At 41.6% G+C, this 14,847-nt stretch carries 9 protein-coding genes; 6 read left to right on the forward strand and 3 right to left on the reverse strand.

The annotated features are described in order from the left end of the window. Nucleotides 1–177: 177 nt before the first annotated feature. Together JMX96_RS01235 and JMX96_RS01240 are read left to right on the forward strand one after the other, a co-directional pair. On the forward strand, nucleotides 178–1,320 hold the full coding sequence (locus tag JMX96_RS01235; protein ID WP_201566790.1) for a helix-turn-helix transcriptional regulator: 1,143 nt from the start codon (nucleotides 178–180) through the stop codon (nucleotides 1,318–1,320). Between the two features lie 97 nt (nucleotides 1,321–1,417). Beyond that, nucleotides 1,418–2,065 (forward strand): TerD family protein, encoded by a 648-nt coding sequence (locus JMX96_RS01240; protein WP_201566792.1) that lies wholly within the window; start codon nucleotides 1,418–1,420, stop codon nucleotides 2,063–2,065. A 127-nt stretch (nucleotides 2,066–2,192) separates the two neighbouring features. Here the strand turns inward: JMX96_RS01240 and JMX96_RS01245 are convergent, their stop codons facing one another. Continuing rightward, on the reverse strand, nucleotides 2,193–3,176 hold the full coding sequence (locus JMX96_RS01245) for an ion transporter (protein WP_057759421.1): 984 nt from the start codon (nucleotides 3,174–3,176) through the stop codon (nucleotides 2,193–2,195). A 717-nt stretch (nucleotides 3,177–3,893) separates the two neighbouring features. On the opposite strand from JMX96_RS01245, the gene JMX96_RS01250 reads away from it, so the two are divergent. Further along, complete coding sequence (locus tag JMX96_RS01250) at nucleotides 3,894–4,535, forward strand: OmpW/AlkL family protein (RefSeq protein ID WP_201567229.1); 642 nt, start codon at nucleotides 3,894–3,896, stop codon at nucleotides 4,533–4,535. A gap of 195 nt (nucleotides 4,536–4,730) precedes the next feature. Here JMX96_RS01250 and JMX96_RS01255 read toward each other — a convergent pair whose 3' ends face one another. Together JMX96_RS01255 and aceE are read right to left on the reverse strand one after the other, a co-directional pair. After that, nucleotides 4,731–6,449 carry a 2-oxo acid dehydrogenase subunit E2 gene (locus JMX96_RS01255; RefSeq protein WP_201566794.1) on the reverse strand — a complete coding sequence of 573 codons (1,719 nt, stop codon included), beginning with the start codon at nucleotides 6,447–6,449 and terminating at the stop codon, nucleotides 4,731–4,733. Nucleotides 6,450–6,477: 28 nt separating this feature from the next. Continuing rightward, a complete protein-coding gene (gene aceE, locus JMX96_RS01260) occupies nucleotides 6,478–9,288 on the reverse strand; it encodes a pyruvate dehydrogenase (acetyl-transferring), homodimeric type (protein WP_201566796.1) in 2,811 nt (936 codons plus the stop codon). Nucleotides 9,289–9,871: 583 nt separating this feature from the next. On the opposite strand from aceE, the gene JMX96_RS01265 reads away from it, so the two are divergent. From JMX96_RS01265 to JMX96_RS01275, 3 genes are all read left to right on the forward strand, one after another. Further along, nucleotides 9,872–11,950, forward strand: a complete 2,079-nt coding sequence (locus JMX96_RS01265; RefSeq protein WP_201566798.1) for a hypothetical protein — start codon at nucleotides 9,872–9,874, stop codon at nucleotides 11,948–11,950. Between the two features lie 249 nt (nucleotides 11,951–12,199). After that, nucleotides 12,200–12,664 carry a hypothetical protein gene (locus JMX96_RS01270; RefSeq protein ID WP_201566800.1) on the forward strand — a complete coding sequence of 155 codons (465 nt, stop codon included), beginning with the start codon at nucleotides 12,200–12,202 and terminating at the stop codon, nucleotides 12,662–12,664. A 74-nt stretch (nucleotides 12,665–12,738) separates the two neighbouring features. Continuing rightward, the gene (locus JMX96_RS01275; RefSeq protein WP_201566802.1) at nucleotides 12,739–14,847 is read left to right on the forward strand and encodes a beta strand repeat-containing protein; all 2,109 of its coding nucleotides are present in this window, start codon (nucleotides 12,739–12,741) and stop codon (nucleotides 14,845–14,847) included.

Genomic DNA, 14,847 nt, shown 5'->3' on the forward strand with positions numbered 1-14,847 from the left:
TGTTCGACTAGATTTATCGTTGTATCTACAGCTAGATCGAGCAGCTATCATCAAATAAACATACGCATGCATGAACGTCGCTAGACGCTACGCTGCTTTTCTGCGATGATTAACGGTTCCTGATCGAGCAATATCGTGCCAGAAACCGACTTGTAACTTCATAAAGGGTATCTCTTAATGACTGTACATCCTACTGATGCTGATAACATCCAAGCTCAGTCCAATCCTAGTGAGCAGGCAGGTGCGCTTGCAGCTGTAGACACTGGCACCTCAAAAGAGGCCAATGCTGCCAATATTAATGACAATCGACATGGTGCGGCAACGACTGCTCGGCAATGGCAGGTACTATCACAGCTGCAGCGCAATCGCTGGGTAGGCACAACACATATTTATGAGCAGCTGATGATGGCAGGCTTTGATATCAGCCTACGTACTGTCCAACGCGATTTGAATGCCCTTGCCAAACGCTTCCCTATCGAAAAAAACAATGCCAATCCTCAAGGATGGCGCTGGAAAGAAGACGCCCCATTACAAAGCTTGCCGCACATGAACTTATCACAAGCGGTTGCTTTTAATATGGTTGAGGCCAATCTGACCCAGTTACTGCCACCTGTTATCTTAGATGAATTATTTCCTTGGTTTGACTTAGCACGGCGACAGCTCAAAAACAGCAAAGTGACCCACTCTTGGATAGACAGAGTGCGTATCGAGCCTGCCACACAGCCGCTTATCGCACCAGATATAGATTTGGATAGTAAAGACAATATTTACCACGCGCTATTTTATCAGCTGCAGATTCATGCTTGTTATACTCGTAGCAACAAATCACAAGCCAGCGAATATACCCTAAATCCAATCGCAATTATCCAGCGCGGCGTGATTATTTATCTGCTGGCAACTCGTACTGACGATCCAGAAGTCACCATTCGCACCTTTGCCTTACATCGTTTTGATAGTGTTGAAATTCTCGAAACCGCTGCAAAAACGCCAGAGAACTTTCAACTTGATACCTATTTGGATGAAGGTAGCATGGGCTTTAGTCACCCACTGTTTGGCGAATTGGATGAGCGTGGCAAAAATACTGCTGTTGAGCTTAGATTTACTAGGCAGGCTGGTAAGAGTCTGACCGAAAGTAAGCTTAATGACGATCAAACCGTGACGCTAAATGAGGACAATACCCTTACTGTCAAAGCCACTGTTAACTTAACCTCACAGCTGGTCTGGTGGCTACGTGGATTTGGTAGTGGGTTATTAGATGCCAAGCCTGAGCTACTTTATCAAGCAGTATTAGATAAGTCTTCAACAGCAATCAGTGAGTGACATCACTGACCTGAGTTAGGCTAACATCCGCACGCCTTATGTAAGCAAGCACCAAATCTAGATAACGGTTAGAAACTAAGAATAAAAAAGGAAAGTTATGTCGACCACTGCCCCATCACCACTGCTGTCAGATAGTTTACGAGGACTGGGACTAGACGCAGGAACGTTGTTCTTTGCGCTCAATTATGAATTTACCAAAATTGAGCCAAAAGGCATGTTTAAGCGCTTCAAAAAAAATCAAAGCGCGATGGATATTGATCTGGCTTGTGTGTTGTACGATGACAATTGCGTCATCAGTGACATCGTTTGGTTTAAACAATTACGAGATAAAGCTGAGTCGGTCAAGCATCAAGGTGACAGCTTAAATGGTAAGGATCGCGGTGAACAAGCCATGTATCTTGCCCCGCTTGATCAAGAGCAGATCAGACTGGAGCTTGAGAAAATACCCACTCATATTACTCATATTGGTTTAATTGCCAACTCATACCATGGCCATTCGTTTTCTAGAGTCAAGAAAGGCGAAATTCATCTGAGTGACGATGAAGGAAACCGTTGTTTTGAAGTCAACCTTAAGCAGCTCCCACGCGACTGCACCACGCTATGGGTAGCGCATTTGCGTCGATCTGTTGACGACTGGCATTTAACATTGCAAAACTTACCACTCACTGCAGAAGATCTAGCAGATGCAGCACAAGAAGTAGCTCATGAGTTAGCACGTGCATTGCCTATTCCTCAGGGAATATAAGAGCAATTAGTAATCGCATATAAAAGAGGTCTTGTGCTATCCAAACACAAGACCTCTTTTTATGGTCAAAATATTAGCTATAATTAATTGCTAAAAACCTATCTGTTATAAATCATTTCACACTTCGCTATAAAACTTCACCGCAATGCGGACAGAAGTTCTTTTGGCGCGTCTCAACTTCTTTTTCACGCCGTTCAAGCTCTTGCTCTCGAAGTACCTGTAAAACAATATTTTGTGCCTGCTCTTTATCTAAGCCTAGCTCTCGACGAATTTTATCAATCATCATCTGATTCTGTACCAAATCAAAGTCGCTATCAATGAGCTGCTCACGAAAGTGCTGTTCCAGCTCTTCACGGCGCTGAGCCAATTCATTTGCTAATCCTGTCGCTAGAATACCAGCCGGCAGTGCGGCGAGACCCACACCCAATATCGTAATGACCGCACCCAATATTTTGCCAGCATTAGTAATTGGCGTGACATCTCCGTATCCTACTGTTGTCAGTGTCACCACAGCCCACCACATCGCTTTAGGTATGGACTCAAACTCATCTGGCTGTGCGTGATTCTCCACCAGATATATACCGCTAGAGGCGGTCACAATCATAATAATAAGAATAAAGATAACGGCTTGAAACGAACCTCGCTCCTTGCTAATCACAACTAGCAAGATACGCATTGAGGCAAAATAACGCGTCAATTTTAGGATTCGAAACAAACGTAAAATACGCAAGAAACGCAAATCAATATTGACAAAGAAATTCAAAAAGGCGGGCACGATGGCTACTAAGTCAATCAATGCGGATGGACTTCTGAGCCAATCCCATCGCTGTTTCCACGTTGTATTATCGGGCTTTGCTTCAGCCACACTCCACAGACGCAGTAAGTACTCAATAGAAAAGACAACGATAGAGAAATTTTCAAATAAGGTGAAGTAATCTTGATAAGGGTAATACCACTGATCGACAGACTCTGCTATCACAGCAGCTACGTTAGTCATAATCAAAAATATAAGAAAATAATCAACGTAACGGCTAAATAACGTGTCATGTTCTTCATTTTGTAAAATATCATAAACAAAATGACGCAAGCGCCGTATAGATTGGAATAACATGCCAGCCCTATGCGGTGAAATACCGATTTGATATTAGTAGAATAAAACAACAGTCAAACAATAAAGAACAAACTTTCATCACAGAACATAGGAGATATTTGCAGCAATCATCCGTGATTTTTATCAACAACGCTTCATTTAGTACTGACCTGCCCCTTATCAGCCATGACTATCGGCTATACAAAATTCAGGTAATAGATATAGACTGATACCAGCAGTATAAACACAATTAGTAGGATAGAGAACCTTAAGAACTGTTCGTCAGCACGAAGCTGCTGGCTAATATCTTGTGCAGGTATCAAAAATAAATGACATTCAGGACAACAAGAGTCTACCTGATTCAATATTTTCATAGTACGCGCATTCGTACAGCGTAGAGGGGAGTTACTGCAATAGCCAAGCATAATATATTGCACCTCTTGTTGAATCATAAATAAGAGATACCGACTCACGTCAATGACACTTACTTAAAAAGCAGCTTTTGTTGTGTTTAATTATAGACTGTAGACAATTGAATTACACGTAAATGTAATTTATTGCAGAAATATTGCTACTTTATGCTCAAAACCTTACCAATAATAATGATTTTCGTATTATAATAGAGATTAAATGTTACAGATTAAACTTTAATCATGACATTATGTATCAGTAGTTAGCTAATGCCATCCCTCATTAGAAAATTACTGATAATTTTTTATTACGTTAAGGAATGAAATGATGAAACTACAATCCCTAGTTTTAGCAACTGCTGCTGCACTGACAATGACAACTGCTTTTGCAGTCCCTGCTGGTACTTGGTCTGTTGCTGCTGGCGCACATTATGTTGATCCTAAAAATGACAACGGTACAGTATCTACTGGCTTAGGCAACTTTGAAGTTGATGTTGATGGTGATGTACGCCCAACTATCAGTGGTGAGTATTTCATCGCTAACAACGTTGGTGTTGAATTACTAGCTGCTATTCCGTTTCATCATGACATTACTCTAAAAGCTGGTGAAACTACTATTGATGCGAAAACACAGCATCTACCACCTACTCTATCTGTACAGTATCACTTCGATGGCTATGATCTGCCTATGAATGTGAAGCCTTTTGTTGGTGTTGGTGTGAACTACACCACTTTCTTTGAAGAAAAGGTTTATATTCCTCTCGCTGGTGACTATGATTTAGAACTTGATGATAGCGTTGGTGTAGCTGGCCATGTTGGTCTTGATATTCCTTTTGCTCCAACTGAATATTTCCGTATTGATGCCCGTTATATGGACATTAAAACAGATGCAAGCCTAAACGGTGATGATATTGGTGAAGTCGATATCAGCCCTTGGGTATATGGCGTAGCATTCGTTAAACAGTTCTAAATTAGTAAAATATAATGCGTAATAAGAGCCAGCTTGATAGCTGGCTTTTTTGTGCTTATTAATTATGGATATTACCGTTTGTCTACTCTAACTACTAGACAATTATTTATAAAAACAACTAATAACCTACAAGAACAAATAATCTTCATAAAAAAAGACCACCCTTAGGCAGTCTTTTTTAATGGCTAGCTAGCTTTAGATCAAGATACGACGTGGGTCTGCTAGTAGCGTTGCGATATAACGAGTAAATACAGCAGCGTCTGCGCCATTAATCACACGGTGGTCATAAGACAAAGACAGTGGCAACATCAAACGTGGCTCAAAGCTTTGTGTCTTAGCATCCCAACGTGGCTGCATACTTGCTTCAGAGACACCTAAGATACCAACTTGTGGCCAGTTAACTAACGGCGTAAAGGCGGTACCACCCAAGTTACCTTGGCTCGATATGGTAAAGCTTGCCCCTTGCAAATCTTTAGTACTGAGCTTCTTATCACGAGCTTTTACAGCAAGCTCGCCAATCTCAATCGCAATTTGCTTCAAACCTTTATCTTGTACATTTTTGATAACAGGTACGATAAGACCATCATCTGTTGCCACAGCAATACCCATATTGACACTTTTACGCAATATAACCTGAGTATTGTCATCGCTTAAATGACTATTAAAGCGTGGATGCTGTGTCAATGCATAAGCAGTTGCTTTAACCACAAAGGCCAAGATAGTAAAGCCAACACCTTCTGCTTTCATGCCACCTTTTAGCTCACCGCGTAGTTTTTCAGTCTCAGTGATATCAGACAGATCGAACTGCGTTACTTGCGGTAGCAAAGTATTGTAGTTGAGCTGTGGTATCGAGACTTTCTGCAAGCGGCTGAGGTCTTGTGTTTCTGTCTCACCCCAGATCTCAGCGTTACTCATGTCAGGCAATTTCGGTAGACCTGAGCTGACAGGATTGCCACTCACAGGTGCCGCTTTCTGCTTGGTTAGACTCTTCTTAACATGTGCAAACAAGTCTTCTTTTAGAATGCGATCGTTTAGAGCAGAACCATTCACTTGTGTGATATCAACACCTAACTGACGCGCTAGTTTGCGAACAGCAGGACCTGCATACACATCAACCAATTTTTCATTGACTTGTGCTTCAGTTAATTTACCCTCTGTTTTGCTAGCAGCTGTATCATTATTGGTCGGTTTGGCCGCTTGTTTTGGCTCACCAGTAGTTTTAGCAGCTGGTTTATCTTCTGTTTTGGCTGGTGCTGACTCTTGTGGCTTAGGAGCTTCAGATTCACTATCACTAGCATCATCTGTACCACTTGCTATGATAACGATAAAGTCCTGACCGTTAGCAACCATATCACCTGCTTCGACCAAGATTTTCTCAATCTTACCGGCAACTGGCGCTGGTACTTCAACCGAAGCTTTATCTGATTCGATTAGCAAAATCGACTGTTCAGCACTGACAGTATCACCAACGCTCACCATGATTTCAGAAACTTGTGCCTCGTCAACACCTAAGTCAGGTAGCGCATGAGTAGTTGCTTTACCAGCATTAGCGGCTGGCTTGGCAGCAGACTCTGATTGCTTTGATTCAGTTGCAGCAGGCTCAGGCTTTGATTCTGGTTTAACATCGTCTGTGCTGTTCGCTTCTTGCTTTTCAGCAGCATTGTCATCGTTACTTTCTGCGCTATCGTCAGCACTTTCAAGCTCAATTAGCACCATACCTTCGCTAACTTGATCGCCAATAGCAACACTAATCTTAGTCACTTTACCAGCAGCAGAGCTTGGTACTTCAACCGATGCTTTGTCAGATTCTAATAATACGATGTTGTCGTCTTTTGCGATGACATCACCAACTTCTACCATAATCTCGCTGACTTCGGCGCTATCCACACCTAAATCGGGGGCTTTAATGTCCATGATTTATTTCCTCGTCTTATGGTTATTATTATTTGACATCTTTATCATCAAGTACATTTGCATCTGCTTGATCTTCAGCACGACCTTCATTACTGATTTCATCATCGTCTTCAGCGATAAACTCAGGTACAGGATTTGGATTTACGTTACCTGGTGCTGGTGCATCTGGAGACTGGTCATAGTAAGACTGCTGCTGCCATGCAGGCGGATGATCCACATCGATACCTAAGCTTGAAATCGCGTCTTTAACCAAACGCATCTCAACTTCGCCTTCGTCCGCTAGGCGTTTAAGCGTTGCCACAACAATATGCGCAGCATCAACGTTGAAGAAACTACGTAGGTTTTCGCGCGTATCAGAACGGCCATAACCATCGGTACCCAGAGTCGTGTAAGGACGATTGTCTGGCAACCAAGCACGGATTTGCTCTGAGTAGTTACGCATATAATCTGTCGCTGCAACCACGATACCTTCGTGCGGTGCTAATTGTTCAGTAACCCAAGGCACTTTCTCTTCATCCATTGGATGTAGACGATTGTAGTCATCACAAACCATACCATCACGAGTCAGCTCGTTAAAGCTAGTTACACTCCAGACGTTAGACGTAATATTGAACTCGTCTCTTAGTATCTGTGATGCTTTTTGTACTTCGCGTAAGATAACACCAGAACCTAATAGCTGTACTTGTGTTGAACCATTGTCTTCAAGCAAGTACATACCACGTTTGATACCTTCCTCGGCACCTTCTGGCATAGCAGGTTGTTCGTAGTTTTCATTCATCAACGTCAAGTAATAATAGACGCGCTCGCCTTCACCATACATACGGCGTAGACCGTCATGCATGACCACAGCTAGCTCATAACCAAAGCAAGGATCGTAGCTGACGCAGTTTGGCACGACATTGAATAGAATCTGCGAATGACCATCTTGATGCTGTAAGCCTTCGCCATTAAGTGTTGTACGACCAGCGGTTGCGCCTAACAAGAAGCCTTGTGCTTGACAATCACCTGCCGCCCAAGCCAAATCACCCACACGTTGGAAACCAAACATTGAGTAATAGATATACATCGGAATCATCGGTAATGCGTTCACAGAATAACTGGTTGCCAATGCAATCCAAGTACTCATTGCGCCTGCTTCGTTGATACCTTCTTCTAACATGTGACCATCGATAGCTTCTTTATAGCCCATCAACGCTTCACTGTCTTCTGGCGTATATTTTTGACCAACAGCCGAGTAGATACCCAATTGACGGAACATACCTTCTAGACCAAACGTACGCGCTTCGTCAGGTACAATTGGTACAACGCGATCTTGGATGTCTTTGTTTTTTAGCATCGCAGATAGTAAGCGTACAAATACCATCGTCGTAGATTGCTCTTTACCATTGCTGCCTTTTAATACCCGATCAAACATTGATAATTCAGGGATATTCAGTGGGATATGACCACTACGACGGTTTGGCAGATGACCACCTAACGACTCACGACGACCTTTTAGATACTTCATCTCCGCCGAACCTTCTTCAGGACGGTAGAATGGTAGAGTCTCTAACTGCTCATCAGTAAATGGCAAATCAAAACGATCACGGAAATACATCAACGCTTCCTGATCAAGCTTCTTCACCTGATGCGATTTGTTGACTGCTTGCGTTTGGGCAGACAAGCCATAACCTTTAACGGTCTTAACCAAAATAACCGTCGGTTGGCCTTTAGTTTTCATAGCTTCGCTAAAGGCAGCATAAACTTTAACTGGATCATGGCCACCGCGGTTCAGACGTGAAATTTCTTCGTCAGTCAACGCATCTGCCATCTCTTCTAGCTCTGGGTATTTACCAAAGAATTCTTTGCGAGTAAATTCAGGCGTACGCGCTTCGTATAACTGATACTCACCATCCACCACTTCTTCCATACGTTGTTTAAGGACACCCGTATGATCTTTACCAAGTAATGAATCCCAATTACCACCCCAAATGACTTTGATGACTCGCCAGCCTGCGCCGCGGAATACTGACTCTAGCTCTTGAATGATTTTACCGTTACCACGGACTGGACCATCAAGACGCTGCAAGTTACAGTTAACTACCCATATTAGGTTGTCCAACTTCTCACGACCAGCAAGAGAAATAGCACCTAAGCTTTCTGGCTCATCCGTTTCACCATCACCTAAGAATGTCCAAATCTTACGACCTTCTTTTTCTAGTAAGCCACGGTTTTCCATATAACGATGTACATGGGCGTGATAGATAGACATGATTGGGCCAAGTCCCATTGATACGGTTGGGAACTGCCAGTAATCAGGCATGAGATATGGATGCGGATAGCTTGATAGACCTTTGCCGCCTACTTCACGACGGAAATTATCGAGCTGATCTTCGGTCAAACGACCTTCTAAATAAGAACGGGCATAGATACCTGGTGCTGAGTGACCTTGATAATAGATCATGTCACCACCGAAATGATCGCTAGCGGCGCGGAAGAAGTGGTTAAAACCCGTTTCATAAAGCGTTGCACTAGAGGCGAATGTCGCTAAGTGACCACCCAAATCGTCATCATTTTTGTTGGCACGCATGACCATGGCAAGTGCGTTGTAGCGAATTAGCGCACGTATCTTACGCTCCATGCCTAGATCGCCTGGGTACATTGGCTCATCTTCAACAGCGATACTATTGACATACGCAGTGTCTAGTCTGTTGAACGGGAGGCCTTCTTGAACTGCCATATTGTATAAGGCTTTTAGGAGAAACTGAGCACGGTCCTTGTCTGCGTGTTTAACCACAGACTCAAAGGCTGCCAGCCATTCCTGAGTTTCGGTGCTATCAGCATCCTTATAATAATTCATTCTTGTTAATCCTTTTATATCAGTCATACCTACCTAATGGCAGGGCTTCATTGAAAAATGCATGATGAGAGATTGGTTTACTTATGACATCCTTGCTACGTCCAAGCATTCCATTGTTTTGTGCGATGATATACAGCTTGATTATAAAAATAGTATTACTCATATCGGCAAATGCATCAAATCAACACACCTGCCAAACCGTCATAATGCTAGGAATATTCTATTCAAACGTTAATTACTATGACATTCCATTATAAGCGTTTACGGGCTAGTTGTTTATGGCTGTAGAGAAATGATGAAATCGCAAGTATTTTTTAAATAAATAATGATTAGTTATTAGGTAAATATTATTAACCATTATTCCATTGATACCAAGATTTTAGTAATAGGTAGATGAAATTTACTGTCCATAGCGGTAGATATCTGCTTTTCTAATTAATAAATACACTAATCGAAAATACACTTCTTGTTACTCATACCCCATAAATAGACATTCGTCTCATTTGTGTATATTAATTGTGATTTAAGTATTATTCTTATTATAAGATTATACGTATATTCTATCCTTGTTCTCGGAGCTATTATGAACCCGTCTATTATACCATCGACTCTAAAGTCAAGAGTAACGCGTTGGATAGCTCTACCATCCTTATTAATACTGCTACCTAATTATTTAGCTTTTGCAGCAGTCACTTGTGATGCTGGTTTTATACCTGATAATTTTGATAGCACGGATTATACTAATTTAGCTCCAGTTGTCTCGCCACCCAATCCTAAAAGCAATCAGGCTATAGTTGGTACAAGTAATGAGAGCTATCTAATTGCTTCCAATGTTTTAACTACTGACGGAACCTTGAGTTCTGGAGGAGTAAACATATACCAATCAACAGCTATTCCAGCCACTACCTCCACTGAAGCAGCTCAGGTATTTAGGTTTTATCAGGATTTTGCTAATAAAACAACAATTAGAACCGTTTCGTATACCTTTAAAAATAAATTTACAGACCAAGCTCAAGCTCTCAATAAGCTAAGCTTAAGCGTGTTTGATATAGATACGAATTATGCTGGGTTTACTACGTCAGGTTCAGTAAATACTGATTACTTTGAGTTTTTTGATCAGGTAACAATAACAGGCTTTACTAGCGCTAATTCAACAACACCTATCACTCCTACTATCCAATCTAAAGGCTCAGGTATATCAAATTCAGCACCTTATCGTCAAACTAACACGACTAGTAGCGTTAGTTGTGGTGGTTTAGATAACAACTGCAAAGTCTCAGTAGCGTTTAGCCAACCTGTTGTCAGAGTAGATATCACCTATGGCAATAATACAAGCTTAAATTATTATGATCAGAGCGATGATAATGGAGATGGAATAAGATTTAACGATCCTGGTGATCAGCTAATTGATATTAAATTTGATGGCTACTGCTATCAACCTCAGCCGCGTCTAACATATGCAAAAGCGCTTTCGACTTCTCGTAAAACAAATACAGATCAATTTACTGTTCAAATCAAAGACAATGCAGATAATTCGGTAATTACGAGTGGCATTGCTTCTGTTACTACAACGGGATCGAATAATACTGTCACGACTGGCACAGGTACTACAGGAACTTTCAAAGTTAATCCTACCAAAACCTATACATTGACAGAAGCAATATCGGGAACGACAAACCTAGCAGATTATACTGCCTTATATGCATGTAAAAAATCAGATGGTACATCTGTTAGCACTTTAGACCCAAAAAACCTCAAGCTGACTTATGGAGATAACTGGACGTGTACAATCACGAATGGTAGATCTAACTATGTATTTTCAGGTACAGTGTTTAACGATAATGGTAAAATCGTAAGCCCAAATAAAGACGATGTATCAGACAAATATCTAAATAATAGCCTTTACTTTAACGGTAAGTATGATTCACCAACTGAATCTGGTATCCCCTTTACTACAGGTCATACTATCACTTTGAATAAATGCGTAGGCGATACAAGCGGTAGCGCATTTACATCTCAAACAGTGAATATTAATACTGATGGCACATATAGTTTTAACTTAACGCCAGCACAGGTTGGTACTAATACAAAACTCTGTACTACTCAGAATGAGCCTAGCAACTACACATACACTGTAGATACCACGAGCAATTCACGACAAATAGATATTACCAATAGTAAATATAACTACCCTAACAATGATTTCGGTGATGTTGTTCAAGAAAATGCTGCATTGGTATTAATCAAAAGTCAATATGTCCATGACTGTAGTCTAAATAACCTTGCCACAATTGGTGTTAATTATGACGGTAGTGCTAGCAGCGCTTACAGTACAAAGCCAATATCTGACATTATCCCAGGACAATGTATCGCCTATAGAATTGAAGCTATAAATCGCGGTAATGTTTCCCTAACAGATATTATTATCAAAGATATACTACAGAGTAAAAATGACTCTAATAATTCGTTGGTTACCTCTACCCTAGTCAATCCAACACCTATTGGTGAAAATAGTGGCGCTCCATCATTTGCAACAAATTCAGTATCTATTGGTAAAAACGGTACAGTTACCACCAATACTTTTTCTTTAGATACTACCACCGCCACTCGTCGTCAAGCCATTCGTTTTAATACTAAATATGGTAATACCATTAGTAACTAAACACCTATTTATCAAATAGTTAAACATTCAATCAAGCCCTGTCTAACCAGACAGGGCTTTTACCGTTTGTATACTCCAAAATGCCAGTTGTCATTTTTGTGATGATTAATTGTATTAATTACGTGAAAATAGAAAAAAGGGAGAGAGGTGCCTTCTAAAAGCCCTACAGGCATTAGATTTCAGGCTACTCAATCGCAACCTACAAGCTTAGCTTTTTGCTAATAGTGATAGTCCAAGAAAGGATTGTATATGAAACGTTTCAAACTTTTACACAGCATTTTATTAGCCACCGTTGCTTCTACTTGTTTGTTAAATGTCGCCCATGCTGATGATGCTTTAAAAATGGAATTGACGGCTGACAAAGTAACCAAAAATGCAGATGGTAAAACTGTTTATTCGGCAGTAAGCACTGCACCAGCAGGCACTGTAATCCAATATAAAGCGAATTATACAAATACCATTAACAAAGACATTAACGACTTAATGGTGACACTACCTATCCCTGCAAACATGACATTCACTGGTGAGGCATACCCTGCAAGTGCACAGGCAAGCACTGATGGTAAGAACTATGCTGATATGCCTTTAATGAAAAAGGTAAATGGCAAAATGGTTAAAGTTCCGTATTCTGAATACCGTACCTTACGCTGGAATATCAAGTTATTACCAGCTAAAAAATCAGCTGCTGTGGCTTTAAACACTACTGTGAACTAATTTGGCAGATATTACATTATTTTTAACGTTTCAATTCTTAAATCGGCTTTTCACTATCAACCTTGGAGTACTACATGAAATCAAATACTTTTAACTATAGCCTGTTAGCTGTCGGTATTGCCGCAGTAATGGGTATCTCTGGTGGTGCTAATGCAGCTACTCCTAATACTACTGGTGGTGTTAGTGCAGGTGCTGCTGCCATCAATAACGTTGCAACCGCAAACTATAGTGTTGCTGGTATCGCTCAGCCAAACGTGTCGTCAAACATCGTGACTGTCAACGTTAGCGAAACGGCTAACTTTGCACTCACGTCGACTATTGATGATGGCAGCATTGGTGACGATATTGCTATTAACCAGACTGCTACGCCAGGTGGTACGACTACCTTTACTCATAACTTAACCAACACGGGTAACGTGACGGATACTTATACCATTAATACCACAGGTAATGACTCAGCACTAGTAACGGCTACTCCAGACTATGCTTTAGGTACTGCGCCTGTTACGTTTACTATTGTACAAGCAGATGGTACTCCTCTAACTTCTGCTCAAATAGCCGCTTTAAATGGTCAAGCACAGACAGGTACCATAGCTAATGGTGGTACTATTAAACTACAGCCAGGTACTAGAGCTAATCTAAGCTACGAAGCAGCTACGCCAGACGCTCGTAATGGTAATGACAAAGGTGTAGGTACATTAACAGCAACCAGTACTTTCTTTACTGCTAATCTTCCAGCAAATGCGACATTGGTGAATGAAAACCAAACAATCGTGAGATTGCCTACCTTCAAAATTGTAAAAACAGCGACGAGTACTGTCGATTTGACAGTAGCTAATCCGCAGATCAACTATAGTATCGTAGTGACTAACGCTACTACTGACTATAGTGCTGCTGCGACTGATATTGTCATCAGGGATGTCCTTCCTGCAGGTTTAAGTTTGCCTAATGGCGCAGCATCAGACGTGACCGTAACTGGTGCTGGTACCGCTACGATTTCCACTATCGGTACTCGACAAGCTATTAATGTTGCCGTAGCAAACTTAGCTGTTGGCGCAAGTCGCACGATTACTTTCACGGTTAACGTCGATAGAGATCAGTATACAGCTGCTAATAGTTCAGTAACTAACAACGCAGAAGTCTACGATAAGTTCGTCGGTCCGGTTAGCCCGTTAATTGCTGCTCCTGTACTTGGTACTGACTATGATATTTTTGATAGTACAGATGGCACTATAGGTGTTACTAGAATACCTGATGATGCGGGTGAAGGTAACGGCGCTGGTATAGATACTGCTGGTGTGACTAACTTTACCAGACGAGCGGTTATAGTGAGCAACCCAACGACTAGAGAAATTGCCCCTGCCTCAGGTACTGATGGTCAAGTCACACAGAAGACTACTATTATTAACAGCGGTCAGGATGCTGAAGGTACTAATACCAATCCATTGACTTTCACTATTGCTGATGGTGGCAATAATGCGGCTGTCAGACCGGTTACTGATCCTATCAGTGTTACTTATACACCGCCTAATGGTGGAGCTCCAGTTACTATAGCGCTACAACCTACCGTTGCTGGTGGTAATACGTACACTCTTAATAGCACTACACTACCAACCGCTCAATTTCCAAATGGTATTGCACCTGGTGGCACATTAGCAATCAACTATAATGTCTCTTCAGGTAATGTCACTACTCCTGCAACTGCTGCTGATGCGGCGGCTGTTGGTAGCACTGAAACGACTATCGTAACTTTGACCCCAGCTGGTGTTGGTGCGCCTGCTGCTACTTCAGTGACTGATACGACTAATGTCAGAGGCTTATCTTTAGTGAAGTCTCAATCACTAGATACTGCTTGTGAAGCTACCGTTGCTGCAAGTACCTTTGTTCAAACTGTGCTCAATGCGAAGCCTGATCAGTGTGTTATCTATCGTATTCAGGCGACTAACACTTCTTCAGCAGCATTAGGTTTTAATCTTACTGGTGTAACGATTTCGGATTTGCTGTCTAACTTTTCAGCTGGTGCGGATTTAGTAGCTAACTCACCTGCTACTTCTGCTACTACGTCATCTACTGCAGGCACAGCTAGTACTACCAGTACTGCGGTTCTTGGTACTAACTATACTATAGTTCCTCAGGGCGTTGGCACCTTGACCTTTAAGATCAAAATCAAAAACGCTCGTTAA

The organism is Psychrobacter sp. JCM 18900, assembly GCF_904846625.1.
In the GTDB taxonomy this organism is placed as follows: domain Bacteria; phylum Pseudomonadota; class Gammaproteobacteria; order Pseudomonadales; family Moraxellaceae; genus Psychrobacter.

Excerpts from the sequence above, each read along its gene's own strand:
- JMX96_RS01240 (WP_201566792.1), top strand. The coding sequence starts at position 1,418 with ATGTCGACCACTGCCCCATCACCACTGCTGTCAGATAGTTTACGAGGA.
- aceE (WP_201566796.1), bottom strand. The coding sequence starts at position 9,288 with ATGAATTATTATAAGGATGCTGATAGCACCGAAACTCAGGAATGGCTG.
- JMX96_RS01245 (WP_057759421.1), bottom strand. The coding sequence starts at position 3,176 with ATGTTATTCCAATCTATACGGCGCTTGCGTCATTTTGTTTATGATATT.
- JMX96_RS01250 (WP_201567229.1), top strand. The coding sequence starts at position 3,894 with ATGAAACTACAATCCCTAGTTTTAGCAACTGCTGCTGCACTGACAATG.
- JMX96_RS01235 (WP_201566790.1), top strand. The coding sequence starts at position 178 with ATGACTGTACATCCTACTGATGCTGATAACATCCAAGCTCAGTCCAAT.
- JMX96_RS01265 (WP_201566798.1), top strand. The coding sequence starts at position 9,872 with ATGAACCCGTCTATTATACCATCGACTCTAAAGTCAAGAGTAACGCGT.
- JMX96_RS01275 (WP_201566802.1), top strand. The coding sequence starts at position 12,739 with ATGAAATCAAATACTTTTAACTATAGCCTGTTAGCTGTCGGTATTGCC.
- JMX96_RS01255 (WP_201566794.1), bottom strand. The coding sequence starts at position 6,449 with ATGGACATTAAAGCCCCCGATTTAGGTGTGGATAGCGCCGAAGTCAGC.
- JMX96_RS01270 (WP_201566800.1), top strand. The coding sequence starts at position 12,200 with ATGAAACGTTTCAAACTTTTACACAGCATTTTATTAGCCACCGTTGCT.